14 protein-coding genes and 1 tRNA gene are annotated in these 17,358 nt (G+C 43.3%); 9 read left to right on the top strand and 6 right to left on the bottom strand.

What is annotated here, in order from left to right; genetic code table 11:
- Window positions 1–288: 288 nt before the first annotated feature.
- Entirely contained in the window at window positions 289–624 is a 336-nt protein-coding gene (locus J4N40_RS05065) for a Grx4 family monothiol glutaredoxin (protein ID WP_017635833.1), read from the bottom strand.
- Between the two features lie 284 nt (window positions 625–908).
- Between J4N40_RS05065 and sodB the strand changes: the two genes are divergently transcribed.
- From sodB to J4N40_RS05050, 3 genes are all read left to right on the top strand, one after another.
- Complete coding sequence (sodB, locus tag J4N40_RS05060) at window positions 909–1,493, top strand: superoxide dismutase [Fe] (RefSeq protein ID WP_005396533.1); 585 nt, start codon at window positions 909–911, stop codon at window positions 1,491–1,493.
- Window positions 1,494–1,647: 154 nt separating this feature from the next.
- On the top strand, window positions 1,648–2,151 hold the full coding sequence (locus tag J4N40_RS05055; protein WP_033907342.1) for a VC2046/SO_2500 family protein: 504 nt from the start codon (window positions 1,648–1,650) through the stop codon (window positions 2,149–2,151).
- Window positions 2,152–2,285: 134 nt separating this feature from the next.
- Window positions 2,286–3,029, top strand: coding sequence for an SDR family oxidoreductase (locus J4N40_RS05050; protein ID WP_005380732.1), 744 nt, complete (start codon window positions 2,286–2,288; stop codon window positions 3,027–3,029).
- Between the two features lie 143 nt (window positions 3,030–3,172).
- Here the strand turns inward: J4N40_RS05050 and adhE are convergent, their stop codons facing one another.
- Entirely contained in the window at window positions 3,173–5,875 is a 2,703-nt protein-coding gene (gene adhE, locus J4N40_RS05045; protein ID WP_005380731.1) for a bifunctional acetaldehyde-CoA/alcohol dehydrogenase, read from the bottom strand.
- 650 nt (window positions 5,876–6,525) lie between these two features.
- Here adhE and J4N40_RS05040 point away from each other — a divergent pair.
- Window positions 6,526–7,164: a YchE family NAAT transporter gene (locus J4N40_RS05040; protein WP_005380729.1), complete on the top strand. Its 639-nt coding sequence runs from the start codon at window positions 6,526–6,528 to the stop codon at window positions 7,162–7,164.
- Window positions 7,165–7,199: 35 nt separating this feature from the next.
- The gene (locus J4N40_RS05035) at window positions 7,200–8,063 is read left to right on the top strand and encodes an ion transporter (RefSeq protein ID WP_005380728.1); all 864 of its coding nucleotides are present in this window, start codon (window positions 7,200–7,202) and stop codon (window positions 8,061–8,063) included.
- A gap of 57 nt (window positions 8,064–8,120) precedes the next feature.
- Here the strand turns inward: J4N40_RS05035 and asd are convergent, their stop codons facing one another.
- Window positions 8,121–9,236: an aspartate-semialdehyde dehydrogenase gene (gene asd, locus J4N40_RS05030; RefSeq protein ID WP_005380727.1), complete on the bottom strand. Its 1,116-nt coding sequence runs from the start codon at window positions 9,234–9,236 to the stop codon at window positions 8,121–8,123.
- A 432-nt stretch (window positions 9,237–9,668) separates the two neighbouring features.
- On the opposite strand from asd, the gene nhaC reads away from it, so the two are divergent.
- A complete protein-coding gene (nhaC, locus tag J4N40_RS05025; RefSeq protein ID WP_171345873.1) occupies window positions 9,669–11,102 on the top strand; it encodes a Na+/H+ antiporter NhaC in 1,434 nt (477 codons plus the stop codon).
- A 90-nt stretch (window positions 11,103–11,192) separates the two neighbouring features.
- On the opposite strand, the gene J4N40_RS05020 is transcribed toward nhaC, so the two are convergent.
- From J4N40_RS05020 to yejK, 3 genes are all read right to left on the bottom strand, one after another.
- Window positions 11,193–12,356 carry a thioredoxin domain-containing protein gene (locus J4N40_RS05020; protein WP_250654398.1) on the bottom strand — a complete coding sequence of 388 codons (1,164 nt, stop codon included), beginning with the start codon at window positions 12,354–12,356 and terminating at the stop codon, window positions 11,193–11,195.
- A 104-nt stretch (window positions 12,357–12,460) separates the two neighbouring features.
- A complete protein-coding gene (locus J4N40_RS05015) occupies window positions 12,461–13,789 on the bottom strand; it encodes an Hpt domain-containing protein (protein ID WP_171345871.1) in 1,329 nt (442 codons plus the stop codon).
- Between the two features lie 82 nt (window positions 13,790–13,871).
- Entirely contained in the window at window positions 13,872–14,870 is a 999-nt protein-coding gene (yejK, locus tag J4N40_RS05010; RefSeq protein ID WP_005380723.1) for a nucleoid-associated protein YejK, read from the bottom strand.
- A gap of 85 nt (window positions 14,871–14,955) precedes the next feature.
- On the opposite strand from yejK, the gene J4N40_RS05005 reads away from it, so the two are divergent.
- From J4N40_RS05005 to J4N40_RS04995, 3 genes are all read left to right on the top strand, one after another.
- Window positions 14,956–15,183 carry a YejL family protein gene (locus tag J4N40_RS05005; RefSeq protein WP_005380722.1) on the top strand — a complete coding sequence of 76 codons (228 nt, stop codon included), beginning with the start codon at window positions 14,956–14,958 and terminating at the stop codon, window positions 15,181–15,183.
- A 22-nt stretch (window positions 15,184–15,205) separates the two neighbouring features.
- Window positions 15,206–17,014, top strand: a complete 1,809-nt coding sequence (locus J4N40_RS05000; protein ID WP_250654397.1) for a DUF3413 domain-containing protein — start codon at window positions 15,206–15,208, stop codon at window positions 17,012–17,014.
- Between the two features lie 154 nt (window positions 17,015–17,168).
- Window positions 17,169–17,259: transfer RNA gene (locus J4N40_RS04995), tRNA-Ser, on the top strand.
- The last annotated feature ends 99 nt before the right edge of the window (window positions 17,260–17,358 follow it).

The raw sequence follows: 17,358 nt of genomic DNA, 5'->3' as shown, positions 1-17,358 counted from the left end.
CCTTAACCAAATACCATTTGTAGCAACTCCCTTGTCAAGACCTGTAAGCAATGATGTTTGAAAACGACTTTACGAAATAGATGGCGGCATACATCGTAATTACGCGCCAAAATGCATTAAAATGCATATTGAAGTTTTTGTATACACTAGGCGGACTTTACATGGCTTCGCGAGGTTTACGAGATAGGCAGTCAGAACAAAGCTTTATGTTCATTCCACTAACCTAAAAAGAAAAAGGAGCCAGTACGGCTCCTTCGTATTCTATCGCTAAATGTGAGTATTTACGAATTACTCAGCTTGATCTTCAGCGCGCGCTGCTGCTTCTTTGATTAGAGGCTGCAGTTCACCTTTTTGGAACATTTCTAGAATAATGTCACAACCGCCGATAAGCTCGCCTTCAACCCATAGTTGAGGGAAAGTTGGCCATTGCGCGTACTTTGGTAACTCAGCACGGATATCTGGGTTTTGCAGAATGTCTACGTAAGCGAACTTCTCACCACATGCCATTAGTGCCTGTGACGCTTGAGAAGAGAAACCACAGCTAGGTAGTTTCGGTGATCCTTTCATGTACAGCAGGATTGAGTTTTCAGAGATCTGCTGTTTGATTTTGTCGATAGTTTCCATCGCTTCCTCATTCATGGGTTTGAACTTTATTTATTTGCCACATTCTACTCAATAACGACAGAATAAAAACCATATAATTAATAAGGCTTAATTTTAGGTTGCTCATTGGCGAGCAATGCAGCACTTCACCACTGCTAACCTCTTAAAATATTTTCATATCGGGGTTTTAATAAAGTAAAAACTTGCTAAAATACTTAGCAAGTCAGCCTTAAAGGCGACATAGCTATAAAAAACACTGGAAGCAATCGAAAGGTCATCCTTTCAAATCAATGGAGAATCGAGTAATGGCATTTGAACTACCAGCTCTTCCTTACGCGAAAGACGCACTAGAACCACACATCTCAGCAGAGACTCTAGACTACCACCACGGTAAGCACCACAACACTTACGTTGTTAAGCTTAACGGTCTTATCCCTGGTACTGAGTTCGAAGGCAAAACTCTAGAAGAGATCATCAAGACTTCTACTGGTGGCGTATTCAACAACGCAGCGCAAATCTGGAACCACACGTTCTACTGGCACTGTCTTGCTCCAAATGCGGGCGGCGAGCCAACTGGCGCAGTTGCAGACGCTATCAACGCAGCATTCGGTTCTTTTGAAGAATTCAAAGCGAAGTTTACTGACTCAGCAATCAACAACTTCGGTTCTTCATGGACTTGGCTTGTTAAGAAAGCTGACGGCTCTCTAGAGATCGTTAACACTTCTAACGCTGCTACTCCTCTAACAGAAGAAGGTACAACACCACTTCTAACTGTTGACCTATGGGAACACGCGTACTACATCGATTACCGCAACGTACGTCCTGATTACATGAACGGCTTCTGGGCTCTAGTAAACTGGGATTTCGTAGCTGAGAACCTAGCGAAGTAATATACTTCCCCCTAAGTTCAATTTAGTCTTATTCAAAAGCTCGCTATTTAGCGGGCTTTTTTGTTTCGCCTTCCCTAGCACCTTTAAATAATTCCCTCTTTTACTAAAGTTCTTCTTATCCACGCCGTTAAAAGAGCATCGAGCGAGGAACATCATGCAAATTCATACGTTAGACAAAGCTGCAATTATCAACGAACTTCAGTTCGGTAATGGTATTAACCATGCCGTACACGAAGGTCGTCGTGCGGATTTCTCGCTGATTCTGTCTATGTTCTCTAATGATGTTCGCGATGTGGTCCCGGTTGAAGAGGTCCAGGAAGTCATCACCAGTGACAGTATTCTTCGCCAACAATTGGGTTTATCACAACCTCAAGCTCTTCGTTCTGATAGCAGCAGCTATGAACTCGCAGCTGAACAAGCGAAACAGTTTCACGATGCAGGATTGCCTTCCGCAAAGCTGAGCCATTACCTAAAACCAGATGCGCTGACTTACCTGCCTGAAGACACATTCAACCTACCAGAGGAGGTTTATCACAACCTATCTGGTCATGAGCGACGCAGATTGGGCGAACGCAACAAACAACTCATCCCAGATGCTGGGCTATATAATCAGCTAGTGACGGCTCAACGTCAGCATCAAATTCAAGCTAAAGCATAGAGATCTGCTTTTTATACAATAGCTTGCAATACCTACACGTCAGAAATGTGACGTCTTACAAATTACCGCACAATAGTCCTCACTCGAAAGCGTTAGTTTGAAGCCTTTCACACTGAACCCAACGAATTTCAACCATGCTATTAGCACAAACCACTGGTGTATTGTTTTTCACATATGGATACAGTGAAGGTGCTATGGATATCAAAGAATCAATTATTCTCGTCACGTCTGCAGGCTCGGTTATAGGAAGAACCTGCGCAAATCACTTTGCTCACCTTGGAGCAACGTTGATTCTTTGTGACCAAAATTCTAGCGCTTTGAGAGCGAGCTATGAGCAAATCAGCGCTTTCACTGACAAAGTGTATGCGATGAATGTGTGTAGTGATAACACAACGTCCATTAACTTATTGTTTGACCAGATAGAATCACAGCTACGTGCGACACCAGATGTGATTGTTAATTGCTGGACCAGCTCTCCTATGCCTGGTTTAATGGCGCCAGAACCAATGAGTACTTACATTGATCACTTGTCGTCTGCGGCACGCTTCCTTTATACCTACGGCCAAGTAGGAGCAGAGCGCTTTCGAGCCAGAAACAAGAAAGGCGTCATTGTTAACGTCATTTCTCATGACAACCATGAAGACTTTACGGGAGTTGAAAGCATGGCGGCGTTGGTGTCAGGTTTTACTCACAGCTGGGCAAAAGAACTCACACCATTCAACATTCGAGTGGGCGGCGTTATTCCCTCGGTAAATCATACAAAAGAAGAGCTCAACGAGAGGCACTGGGCTGAGATCCAAGACGAACTAGTCCGCAACACAGCATACATCGTCGCGAATGAATACTTCAGTGGCCGAGTAGTTGCGACCGAAGTGTAAGCATACACAGCAACTCTGTTTTCCCAAGCCAGATGTAACTCCTGCACCAAAATAAAAAAAGCCCCAGTCATTTGACTGGGGCTTTAACCTTTTCCCGATTAAGGTTCCGTGCTAGCGAAAACCTTGCTCACTCGATTTTTTAATTACGCGTCAGCTTTTTCTTTCTTTGCTTTAGGTGCTGCTTTTGCTGCTTCTTGGTCTGCTTTCTTCTTGATAACAGTTGTACCTTCGAAAGTTTCGCCTTCAACAAATGCTTTACCGTAGTAAGAAGCCATCAATACATCTTTAAGTTCGCTGATTAGAGGGTAACGTGGGTTCGCACCAGTACATTGGTCATCGAACGCTTCTACCGCTAGCTCATCCAGTTTCGCTACGAAATCTGATTCAGCAACACCTGCCGCTTGGATAGACATTGGGATGTCTAGGTTAACTTTTAGTTCATCCAACCATGCTAGTAGACGTTCTATCTTCTGAGCAGTACGGTCACCTTCTTGGCTTAGGCCTAGGTGGTCAGCAACTTCAGCGTAACGACGACGTGCTTGTGGACGGTCGTATTGAGAGAACGCAGTTTGTTTAGTTGGATTGTCGTTCGCGTTGTAACGTACCACGTTAGAGATAAGTAGTGCGTTAGCTAGGCCGTGTGGCAAGTGGAACTCAGCACCCAGTTTGTGAGCCATTGAGTGACAAACACCTAGGAATGCGTTCGCAAATGCAACACCAGCGATAGTAGCTGCGTTGTGTACTTTCTCACGAGCGATTGGGTCATTTGCACCGTTCGCATAGCTTGATGGTAGGTACTCTTTTAGCATCTTAAGTGCTTGAAGAGCTTGGCCATCTGAGTATTCGTTAGCAAGAACTGATACGTAAGCTTCTAGAGCGTGAGTTACTGCATCGTAACCACCAAATGCTGTTAGAGACTTAGGCATGTTCATTACTAGGTTCGCATCAACGATTGCCATGTTTGGCGTGATTTCGTAGTCAGCTAGTGGGTATTTAGCACCAGTCTTGTCGTCAGTAACAACCGCGAATGGAGTAACTTCTGAGCCAGTACCTGAAGTTGTAGTGATACATACAAGCTCAGCTTTTTTACCCATTTTAGGGAACTTGTAGATACGTTTACGGATGTCCATAAAGCGCATTGCTAGTTCTTCAAAGTGAGTTTCTGGGTGTTCGTACATTACCCACATGATTTTCGCTGCATCCATTGGTGAACCACCGCCTAGCGCTAGGATAACGTCAGGTTGGTAGCTAGCCATTTGAGCCGCACCTTTTTCTACTACAGACAGTGTTGGGTCAGCTTCAACATCGAAGAATGTTTGAACTTCCATACCTTGAGCTTTTAGTAGGCTTACTACGTCATCTGCGTAACCGTTGTTGAATAGGAAACGGTCAGTTACTAGGAATGCACGTTTCTTACCTTCTAGGTCGCCCAGTGCGATTGGAAGGCTACCACGACGGAAGTAGATTGACTTAGGTAGTTTATGCCACAACATGTTTTCAGCTCGCTTCGCTACAGTTTTCTTGTTGATTAGGTGTTTAGGACCTACGTTCTCAGAGATAGAGTTACCACCCCAAGAACCACAACCTAGCGTTAGAGATGGCGCAACGTTGAAGTTGTACAAGTCACCGATACCGCCGTGAGTAGTCGGGATGTTGATTAGGATACGAGCTGTCTTCATCTTGTCACCGAAGTAACGGATACGATCAGCGTTAGTATCTTGGTTAGTGTAAAGACCAGATGTGTGGCCGATACCACCAATCTCAACCATAGTTACCGCTTGAGCAACCGCGTCTTCGAAGTTGTCAGCACGGAATAGACCTAGAGTTGGAGATAGCTTCTCGTGAGCGAATGCGTCATCGTGAGATACTTTACCCAGACCTTCACCAACAAGAACTTTAGTGTCTGCTGGAACTTTAACGCCTGCCATTTCAGCGATTGCTGCTGCTGGCTGACCTACGATTTTCGCGTTTAGCGCGCCATCGATAAGAAGAACTTTACGAACTTTATCAGCTTCTGCTTTGCTTAGGACATACGCTTTGTGAGAAGCAAAACGCTCTTTCACTTCGTCGTATACTTCATCAACTACGATTGCAGCTTGCTCAGAAGCACATACTACACCGTTGTCGAAAGTCTTAGACATAAGGATAGAAGCAACAGCACGTTTGATGTCTGCTGTTTCATCGATAACAACAGGAACGTTACCTGCACCTACACCGATTGCTGGCTTACCAGAAGAGTAAGCGGCTTTAACCATGCCTGGACCACCAGTTGCAAGGATAAGAGCGATGTCATCGTGTTTCATTAGAGCGTTTGAAAGCTCAACAGAAGGCTGGTCGATCCAACCGATGATGTCTTTTGGTGCGCCTGCTGCTACTGCTGCATCTAGAACGAGTTTAGCTGCATCGTTAGTTGAGTTTTTCGCACGTGGGTGTGGTGAGAAGATGATACCGTTACGAGTCTTCAAAGAGATTAGAGATTTGAAGATCGCTGTAGAAGTTGGGTTAGTCGTTGGTACGATACCGCAGATGATGCCTACAGGCTCAGCGATAGTCATAGTACCTAAGTTGTCATCCTCTTCTAAGATGCCACACGTTTGTTCGTCTTTGTATTTGTTGTAGATAAACTCAGAAGCAAAGTGGTTCTTGATTACTTTATCTTCAACAATACCCATACCAGATTCTTCTACCGCTTGTTGAGCTAGCGGGATACGGGCCTGGTTAGCTGCAAGCGATGCTGCACGAAAGATTTTATCTACTTGCTCTTGAGAGTAAGTAGCGAACTCTTCTTGCGCTTTCTTAACGCGAGCAACCATTGCATCTAGTTCAGCCATATTAGTTACAGGCATAGGGAATCTCCTAAAATTAACAAATATTAAAAACTTTTTACTAAGGCTATTACTTATCGTTTTTACTGTTTATCAGTCACTTAGAAAACAAACGTCTTAGTAAATTGCTTTCAGGACTGAGTATAATATTTCAGAGTGTGAAAAAAATTGACTTGGATCAGTTCTCACCACCTAAATACTACCAAAGTGGTGCCTCATCACACCAAAATGACATAAATCACTGATAAACAAATAAATTAACTTTCATTTTTTATTGAGTAAAAAAGAAGCAAATGGACAAATAAATAAAAGAAACTACAACAACCTGTAAAAAAGTTTCATTTTTGACCAACAAAATTACATGTAGGCCCAATTCTTTGTGCTACTGAGAGTATATCGAACCGAATACATCTCTCTACAAACCACCTTGGTTTTTATCAAAAATGTGCGAATGTTAACGTTTATGTAAAACAGTGCAATTTATCAGCAACTTTATACGTAACATTTCCTTTCCAGATTAGATACAGTTTATTAAAGAATTAGTTTTTCTCACTTAAATGGCAGGGAATGCGTTAGTTTTTTTCATTTCTTACAACCTAACTTTTGCCTTACATTACGCCCAAATTACCCCTTCTCCTTTTCACTAATGTGAACTTTGATGAGTACGCAACATGCAAACTTTTGAACTTGCTATCTTCTTGCAGTTTTTTCTCGGTTTGGTCGCCGCAGTAAACCCTGTTGGTATCATGCCTGTGTTTGTGTCACTAACCGGGCATATGACACCAGACGAAAAGCGCAATACGGCAACAACAGCAAATGTGGCTGTTGCGATCATCCTGATCATTTCGCTTTTTGCTGGTCAGTTACTGTTAGACATGTTCAGTATTTCTCTGGATTCGTTTCGTGTCGCTGGCGGGTTGCTATTACTTAGCATCGCATTCTCGATGATGAGCGGTAAACTGGGGGAAGATAAGCAGAACAAACAAGAGAAAACGGAATACGTCAGTCGTGAACAGATTGGTGTGGTCCCTCTTGCAATGCCTTTAATGGCAGGTCCTGGTGCAATCAGTTCGACTATTGTTTATGGTGCACGCTACCCAAGCATGTTCGATACCGTGGGCATTAGTATTACGATTGGTTTGTTCTGCCTTTGTTCGTGGCTATTGTTCCGCTCTGCCCCATTGATCGTACGATTTTTAGGTCAAACTGGAATCAACGTCATTACTCGTATCATGGGTTTGATATTGGGCGCGCTTGGCATAGAGTTCATTGCGAATGGCTTACGCAACTTATTTCCAGGATTAGCCTGAGTTTCTATAAAATTGTATGATAGAGCGATTCAACAATGGATCGCTTTGTCATGACGACTGACTCTCTTAAACATACTCTATATGTCACCATTTTTGGTACTCATACCAAAGCTGGTAAAACGTTCGATATTGCTCTCATTATCGCGATCATCAGTTCGTTAATCGTACTGGTGTTAGATTCGATACCCTCCGTTCGGGCCGAGTGGGAAAAAGAGCTGAAGTTTATTGAATACACATTTACTGGCCTATTCACGATTGAATACCTTCTAAGGCTTTATTGCTCTCCTAAACCTGCCGCCTACGCAAAGAGTTTTTATGGTGTCGTCGATTTACTTGCGATTTTGCCCACCTATTTAGCACTCTTCTTCCCATCCGCTTCGTTTATGGGTGTGATCAGGGCGCTGCGAGTGATGCGAATATTCCGCATACTCAAGTTAGTCCGATACCTCCAAGAGTCCAATATCCTCTTACGTTCACTGCTTATGGCGCGCAGAAAGATTTTTATCTTCTTTAGTTCCGTCGCCATTATGGTAACGATTTTCGGCTCATTGATTTTTATCATTGAAGGACCTGAAAACGGATTTACTAGCATTCCTAAAAGTATTTATTGGGCGATCGTGACCATCACAACGGTTGGTTATGGTGACTTGGTCCCTCAAACAGACCTAGGTAAAGGGCTTGCATCACTCACCATGTTACTGGGTTATTCCATTTTGGCGGTACCTACAGGTATTTTCACTGCCGAATTACACCAAGAGATGCAATCGCACAAAGTATTGGTGAAATGCCCAAACTGCTCCCACGCAGGGCACGACTCTGACGCAATTTACTGTAAACATTGTGGTAGTGAACTGGCCGATCCAGACAAAAGAGTCGTTCGAACGGAAGACGACGCATGAAAAAAGAGCTCCCTAAGGAGCTCTTTTATTTTGTCATCAAATAAAGGATTGATGTGATTATGCTTTCTCAGACAGAATAATTCGCAGAGTACGACGCAATGGCTCCGCAGCACCCCAAAGCAGTTGGTCACCAACAGTGAAAGCATTTAGGAAATCATCACCCATTGCCATCTTACGTAGACGACCCACTGGTACAGACATTGTGCCCGTAACTTTTGCCGGCGTTAGCTCTTGAGCAGTGATGTCACGGTCGTTAGGAATCACTTTCACCCAATCGTTATGAGTGGCGATGATTTCTTCGATTTCGTCCATTGGTACATTTTGTTTAAGCTTGATAGTAAGTGCTTGAGAGTGACAACGCATCGCGCCAATACGCACACAAGTACCGTCAATTGGAACAGGTGAACTTTGAGAACCCAAAATTTTATTCGCCTCAGCGCCCGCTTTCCACTCTTCTTTACTCTGACCATTATCGCGCTTCACATCGATCCATGGGATCAACGAACCAGCTAGTGGCACACCGAATTTATCGGTAGGGAAAGAGCCGCTGCGCATTGTATCCGCAACTTTCTTATCAATATCTAGGATAGAGCTTGATGGGTTTGCAAGTTCAGAGCTAACAGAGTCATTGATAACGCCCATTTGCGAGATCAACTCACGCATATTTTGCGCACCAGCACCAGATGCGGCTTGATAAGTCATTGCGCTTGTCCACTCAACAAGGCCTTTCTCAAATAGACCACCTAGCCCCATTAGCATTAAACTAACCGTACAGTTACCACCGACAAATGTGTTCGTGCCACCGTGGATGCCTTGTTGGATTTGCTTTAAGTTCACTGGATCAAGTGTGATGATCGAATCTTCAGCCATACGTAGCGTAGAGGCCGCGTCAATCCAGTAGCCTTTCCAACCAGCCTGACGAAGTGCAGGGAAAACTTTTTCTGTGTAGCTACCACCTTGACAGGTGATTACCGCATCAAGCTGTTTTAAGCTTTCAATATCATACGCGTCTTGCAGTAAGCCTGCGTCTTTTCCTAAGTTAGGAGCAGGAATACCAACTTGAGAAGTACTGTAGAATACTGGTTCGATTAGGTCGAAGTCTTTCTCTTCAACCATACGCTGCATAAGGACTGAACCAACCATACCGCGCCAACCAACTAAACCAACTCTCATCGTATTAACTCTCCATGTATTAAAAAACCTACCCCATAGTTAATTTTTCACAGCAAAATCTCAACCCCTATTTTGTAAATAAGCGCGTTTTTTAACCTTTTCCTCTGAAAAACCGGGTTACACGAGATTTTTTAGTGTTTGGTTTGCGGTTTTAACCATTTTTTCAAGTAGGGAAAGCACTTTAGTCCCCTAATTGGTCTTACCACTCAATGAGAAAATAACACATGAAGCACAATAATTTCACATTACACAACATTTAAAACCAAAAAAGTTAAAACAAACTAACAGTTAATTTCACAAGCAAACGTTTTTACCGACGAACATCAAGATAAAACACCAAATGTTCGAAATATAATTTTTGTTAATGTATGTTATGCGCGATTACAACAAGGAGCGCCTTCCTCTATTGCTCCAAGATTGACAGAGGCACATATGAAGCAAGTTACACCACGCCTACCAAGCTTGATACAGGTATTTATCTCGCTCGGTTTATTTCTCCTGCTGGCATTTTCGTTCACAGCCAAGCTAGACCTACCGATTCAGCTAGCGCTATACATCGGTTGGTTCATTGTCATGATATTGGGCATAAAGCTTGGCCATCAGTATAAAGATCTGGAAAAAGCAGCACTAAATGGCATTTCCAATGGACTTGGAGCCGTTTTAATCCTTTTGGCCGTTGGCGCGCTTGTAGGTACTTGGATCTCTGGTGGTATTGTTCCAACCATTATTTACTACGGCCTTAAAGCAATCCACCCTTCCATCTTTTTGCTCGCGACCATGATCATCTGTTCATTGACTGCGCTAGCGACTGGCACATCTTGGGGTGCGGCTGGCACGGCAGGTATTGCAATGATGGGTATCGGTCAAGGTCTTGGTGTTCCTGCGCCAATCACTGCAGGTGCCGTACTTTCAGGCTGTTACTTTGGTGACAAAATGTCGCCTCTATCGGATTCAGTAATCCTTGCTTCATCTATGTCTAACGTTGAAGTGATGGAACATATTAAAGGCATGTTGCCGATAGCACTCATTAGCTACATTATTACAGGCATTATGTTTACTGCATTTGGCTTCCACTACGCAGGTCAAGTTGACATGAGCCAGGTAGACTCTGTCATTAAAGCGATGGAACAGCAGTTCTACATCACCCCTTACTCATTTGTTCCTGTGATCATCGTATTGTCACTTCTAGCGATGCGTATGCCTTCATTCCCAGTGATCAGTTTTGGTTCTCTGCTAGGTATTATTTGGGCAGTGATGATCCAAGATGTCGATTTCCTAACCGCGTTCAACACGGCTTGGGCTCCGTTTGCAATCTCATCTGGCGTAGATTTCATTGACTCAATCCTTAACCGTGGCGGCATGTCTTCAATGCTTGGGTCGGTAGCGGTTATCGTATTCGGCCTTGGTTTTGGCGGTCTACTAGATAAAGTAGGCGTGCTAGAGACTATCGCGAAGCTGTTTGAAAAACGCGTTCAAAGTGCAGGTTCATTGGCAACAAACACAATTGGTACGGCCTTTATGGGCAACGTATTTGGTTCAGCGATGTACGTTTCACTTATTCTGACCCCAAAAATCTGTGCGAAGAACTATGACCGTCTAGGCTACAAACGTAAGAATTTGTCTCGTAACGCAGAATTTGGCGGCACGCTAACCTCAGGTATGGTCCCTTGGAGTGACAACGGTATCTACATGGCCAGTATTTTGGGTGTTGCTACACTGTCTTATGCCCCGTTCATGTGGCTGAGTTTTGTATGTATCATCGTAACGATCTTCACTTCTTACATGGGTTGGTTTGTTGATAAGTGCGAACCAACAGCAGAAGCAGTTGAAGAAGCTGAAGGCGAATTAAAGCAACAAACCGCTTAACTTCGCAGAGATAGGAAGAACCTCCCTTCCGAATTCAATACTAAAAAAGAGCGCTTTAAAGCGCTCTTTTTTTATTTCCAAAACAAATCGTTAGCTTTGTTTGACTGGCGTTTTCACGGCTGCACGCTTCCCAAACCAATAGCCCAATCCAAGCGGTGCAAAGAATATAACGGCAATGAACAGAATAAAGTAGATGATGGTACTTTTGACAAGTTCAATCAGCTTAGTCATGGCGAGATTCACAACCTCTTGCGACACTCGATCCATATCTTGAGCAAACTTCTCGCGCTCATGGGTAATGATCTGTGCGATTTCTTGGCGCTCTCTGGCAACCATCAGCTCTATAGCTTGGCGTTCTTCACCCAACTGAGATAAACGCGCCTCCGTCCTTTGATCGATATCGTCAACCAAAGGTTGTAACTCCAGCGCCATTTGTTCTGCCAAATAGCGCATGTACTCTGGGTTGTTATCGATAAAATCCCTCATCGAATCAGCGGTAACTTGCAAACTATTGAGCGCCGCATTGACTTTTTCGATACTGGCAGAGCTATTCAAGGCCAACAACTGCGCTTTCCACGTCATAATTTTTGGTGTCTGCTCTGATACCAGACTTAGACGATCAGAGACATCCCCGAGTGCTTCTGGCATCGTGCCTAGCGTTGTAACGGCTTCCTCTTCGCTAATTTGGTTTGCATCTAACCACCTACGGTAAGCCGGAGTCCTAATCATGCTTAAATCAGCGAATGGATGCTGCTTGGCGAACTCTGCAACAAACGTTTGTGTCTTGATGTATGCTTCTTTCTTCAATAAAGATTGAGCCAGTTTATCTACCTCTTTCGCTAAATAAACGGAAACTAACTTGGCCTCATCAGACGCAAAGAGCTCATTACCAGAAGCGGTAATAAAAAACTGTTCCATTTGTAGCGTGAAAGTCCATGTATCAATCAGTGCAGCCATTGGGGACACTTGATACGCAGAAGCTTGGATGCCTTCTTCAGCATTTATCTTCCAAAGTAAAATATAAGATTGATGAACTTTATCATGAGGATCATATTGTTCGTGTAGTGCATCTGCTGCTTGCTCAACCTGAGCAAAAAACTGCTGCGCATACTCACGAGTCAAAAGACGCATATTGAGCTCTTGTTTGGTAAGAGGGACGGTTTGACTCTCGATCTTGACTTCGAGCAGGGAGCACCCTGAAAGCATCATAACCAGCCCTATCAACATCATTGAAGACATTCGGCGAACGGACATGAAAACACCTTTAACAAATTGTATAGAACAGGAATAAAGCGAACTAAGTCATATAGTTCGAGCCTTTATTACCTCAACTCTTATGACATTAAGTCAGAGCAATATCAATCTGTTAGCGCTTCTGTTATCTTTTCACTATTGAGAACATTATTAGCAAAAAGTATGGTTTGTTTTAGGACATCATCTAAACATGCCAACTTCTCTTCCGGCACTTTTTGCCCTTGTTTAATCAACAGTTCAATATCACCCGAAATACAGTGCAATGGCATTGCACCTAAACTCCCTGAGACCCCTTTAAGACTGTGTGCGGCTCTTTGCGCTTGCTCTTTATCCTCTTCTAACAGCTGATACATTTTAGTGCCATCGCCAGAGTGATCCTGAATAAAGACCTCCAGTAACATCCGCACAGCGCCCTCGTCACCAGACAGAGAATCTAACATTTTATTGATATCTATGTACGGCTCACGTTCCACTACTTCCACTTGTGATGAATTCACCTCATTACAACTTTCTTCGTTCATTTGGACGTTTTGAAAATTTTCAGACTGAGCTGAGGGAACAGTGTTAGCTCCATTTTCATCATCGCCAACTTGCTCTGACTTTTTATCATCGGTTCTGGGTAGTGGTATCGGTTGAATCGTTTTTGGGGAGAAGGCTCCCCATGAAATGAGGAAAAGGAGCAAACCACTGATTACAGACAACCAAACAATAAAAGTCATTAGCTTCTGTTCCAACTGATCATTTATCGAAGTTAACTGGTTCGGGAAATCTGGATTAAGCAGTTGATTAGATAAATAACTGCCCTGTGCCTGAGCAGATAGTGCGCTTGAGGTTTGAGCAAGCTGGCGCTGAAGAGCGCTTCGCTCTTCGGGAGAGAGCGCCTCTGATTCAATAAAAAGTCGGTCTAAGTCACGGTAAGTATCGCTATTCGTTGCAGAGTCACTAAAGACAGACTCAAAAACAAGCGCACCTAAGCGATAGTACATTGCCTGAATTTGCTCAGAGTTTTCTGTTCGAGCACGGCTGCTTCGTAACTGTTCAGCTAACGAAACCAATTCACTGTCACTTCTTACAAAAGCTCGAGCACTTTCTAAAAATCGGTCGGTCGTATAAAGCAATTGAGTGATGTCTGGTGTGATTTTCCCTTCAGAAAACTCACTTTCAAGCTGTAAGCGAACTGCATAAGCCAACTGAAGTTTCAGTGAAATTTGGTCGACGTGTTTAACACGGTAAGGCAGATCGAAGTTAAAAAAGTGCCTGACTTCTTCAACTTTACTTCCTAACTCATTTACAGTCGAAATCGTTTGAATCGTTTGTTTGGCTTGCAGCCAAATGCCAAGTGCTAAAACACTCCACAAAACGAACCAGAACCAAACAAACCGCCGTATTCCTTCTTTTAGCTTCAGCAACACTTGCCCCTCGCATATCTCCATTAATTACAAGCATATACTATGGATGTTTCTTATTCACATAAAAAAAGAGAGCCGTTTGCTCTCTTTATTTAACGATATGATTTTAATTGCGACTTAACTGATCTTTTAGATTTGGAGGCGTCCCTTTAATCGTTAAGGTATCCGTCTCTGGATCATAAAAAATACGCTCGCCAAGTAAGAGACTATCGAAGCTAATATTCAAACCACCACCAGCTCCAACAAATTTAGTCAGTTTGCGAACCGTCGCACGATCACCTGGGAAAGACTCTTCAAGTTCGTACCCTTGCTCTTTGGTGAAATCCATAAAGCTCGTGCCATCTTGGCTTTGAGGAAGCTCTCCGGAAAGTTCTGAGATTTGAACTTCATCACCGGATTTAATTTGCTCATTGCAGTAGTCGTAAACTTGTTTCTTGTACTCGTTCACTTCTTGCTTTTCTAGCTTCGAGTCAGCACAAAAATCATCCACCGCCTGCATCAACACTAAGTTTTGTTGTTTAGTATCTAAGCCAATATCCGCTTGCAGAAAATCTAGGAAGAAGTCCGCCACTTTACGGCCAACGCGTCCTTTAATGTATTGCAGATAACGATTGGATTCCTTGTCGGTCTCGTAGCTCGACAGGTCGATGCGTGCGGCAATATCCATTTTGGTGATATCTAAGTAATCTGTCGCACTGATGTCCAAACCTTCGGTCACTTTTAAACTCTGATTCATTGGTAAGATACCGATGAACAAGTAGTCCGTTGCTAAACTCTGATACTCAGCGAAAACCAAGATACCTTCATCCGCAAATGGGTACTTAATCAACTCTTCTTTCAAGCGATTTGCACTAATTTGTGAGAAGTCGTAAAAATCTCGCTCTCCTTTGCGCATTTCTTGAAGCCAAAATTGAAATTCGCTGTCTGACTGGAAAGCGCCAAAACCTTTACCAGCTTTAGAATGGAATACTCGGTGAAGCTCAGCGACTAAGTTTTCTGTAGATGCATCGTTCTCTAATGATGCTGGACGAAAGTTTACAACCAGCTCGTCCTGATCGTTTTTGCACAGTTGATGCAGAATAACGTTTGAAAGATGAAGACTCATAGTGATTTTATCTTGCTACAAGGTTTTAGTTGATGGGCATTGTAGGTTATCATAAGCCGCTTTTACTATCATTATTAGAGTCTTTATGCCGATTACATCTAAATATACTGACGAGCAAGTAGAAAAAATTCTTGCTGAAGTAGCAACAGTTCTTGAAAAACATGCTGCTTCTCCTGAGTTGACGCTAATGATTGCCGGAAATATCGCAACCAATGTCTTAAATCAACGTGTTGCTGCTTCACAACGCAAAGCGATTGCTGAAAAATTTGCTCAGGCGCTGATGTCTTCTTTAGAAACACCAAAAACACACTAATCACGGACAATAGAACACATACATGGTAGACAGCGGAAACTCATACGGCGAACGTGTATCTCGACTAGTTGGTTGGGGTCACTGGTTTGCATTCTTCAATATCGTTGCGTCGATGTTGATAGGCACACGCTACATTGTTCAGTCTCCTTGGCCCGAGACGTTACTTGGTCAGTTTTATCTGGCGGTTTCTTGGGTTGGTCACTTTGGCTTTCTAGTTTTCGCACTTTACTTGCTTGTTCTATTCCCGTTGACGTTTATCCTGCCATCGCGGAAGTTGTTCCGTTTGGTGGCAGTGATTTTCGCAACCGTTGGGCAAACCATATTATTAATTGATACCCAAGCGTATCAGTCGATCAATTTGCACTTAACTCCCGTTGTCTGGGAGTTACTATTCAGCGAAGACAAAAGTGCACTCAGCACTGACCTACAACATTTATTTGTTGTGATGCCGCTGATCTTCCTTATTCAACTCGCACTATCCGAATGGGTATGGCGAAAACAGCGCAAACTATCTCATAAGCACGTAGGACGCCCTCTCGCGGCCGTCTTTTTCCTCAGCTTTATGACCAGCCATTTCGTTTACATTTGGGCAGATGCGTATTTTTACAACCCAATTACTAGCCAGCGTTCAAACTTCCCTTTGTCTTACCCGATGACGGCGAAGAGTTTTATGGAAAAACATGGTCTACTTGACCGTGAGGAATACCTAAAACGTTTGGCAGAAAACGAAGGCAACGTAGAGTTAGTCAACTACCCTCTTGAAAAGCTTGAGTTTAACCGCCGAGTTAATAAGCTCAATGTGTTGATGATCAGCATAAACAATTTACGAGCGGATGCGCTTAACCAAGAAGAGATGCCTAACCTCTATGAGTTTGCTGAAAACAATCAGAACTTCCGTAATCATTACAGCTCAAGTAATGATACATACGGGGCCTTTGGTTTGTTCTATGGCTTACCGACCAGTTATGCATCAAGCATCAAGGCGCAAGGTGCTTCCCCAGTATTGCTCGATGTACTGAAAGATCAGGGCTACAACTTTGGTTTATTCAGTGGCAGTGGGTTTGAAGATGATCTCTACTCAGAAATTATTTTCCGCGACTTGAACTTAGCGGAAGACCTAGATGGCACGCAAGCTCATACCGATAAACAATCTATCGCAAACTGGAATACATGGTTAGCAGAGAAAGCAAGTCAGCCATGGTTTAGTTACATCGAAGTCACCACCGTTGATAATTTTGAATCGATTCCTTCAAATAATGACGAAGAAATGCCCGCAAGTGAGCGATTCAAAAAAGCTTATGAATATGCAGTGAAGTCGGCGGATAGAACTATCGCCGGTATTATTGATGAACTAGAAACGACGGGACAACTGACAAACACCATCGTAATCATCACTTCTAATCACGGTAGTGAATTTAACGAAACCAATACGAACAGCTGGGGAGCAAACAGCAACTACAGCCGTTATCAATTACAAGTTCCGATGGTGATCCATTGGCCTGGAATGCTGGCTGGCGAGTTTAATCACAGCACAAGCCACTTGGACCTCTCGGTTACACTGTTGCAAGATATGCTCGGCGTATCTTCCAACCCATATGATTACAGTAGTGGTCGCAACCTATTCGATGAAAGCCGTCGTCGCTGGATCTTGGCGGGCGATACTCGCGAGCTTGCCTTAATTACTAGCTCGCAAACCACAGTGATCGATAAGTTTGGCAACTACAAGCTGTATGACAAAAACTACAAACGACTTAGAGATGATGCACCGAAGTTGCCAGTTTTGATGCAAGGTTTAACTGAGTTACAGCGTTTTTATTCTAAAAACGATTAATACCTAGCAATCCATATACTATTCAAACTCCCCTTTTTGGGGAGTTTTTGTTTATTTAAACAACACAAACCACAAATTTGCGCAGTAAACATCCAATCAGTTCAACTAGGGGTTTACAACATTTTCAAAGCCTTATATTATGCGCCTCAACAACGGAGAGATGGCTGAGTGGTTGAAAGCACCGGTCTTGAAAACCGGCATACGTTAATAGCGTATCTAGGGTTCAAATCCCTATCTCTCCGCCACTTTTAGAAAAAGCCCGCTAAGAAATTAGCGGGCTTTTTTGCATCTCCAGACTTAAAAGATTTGTACAAATCACTTATCACTTCTTGAACGCAACTAAG

It is taken from the genome of Vibrio sp. SCSIO 43097 (assembly GCF_023650755.1).
Lineage (GTDB): Bacteria > Pseudomonadota > Gammaproteobacteria > Enterobacterales > Vibrionaceae > Vibrio > Vibrio alginolyticus.
The sequence above is the reverse complement of the archived record's forward strand: the minus strand, read 5'-3'. Positions and strand labels throughout refer to the sequence as shown.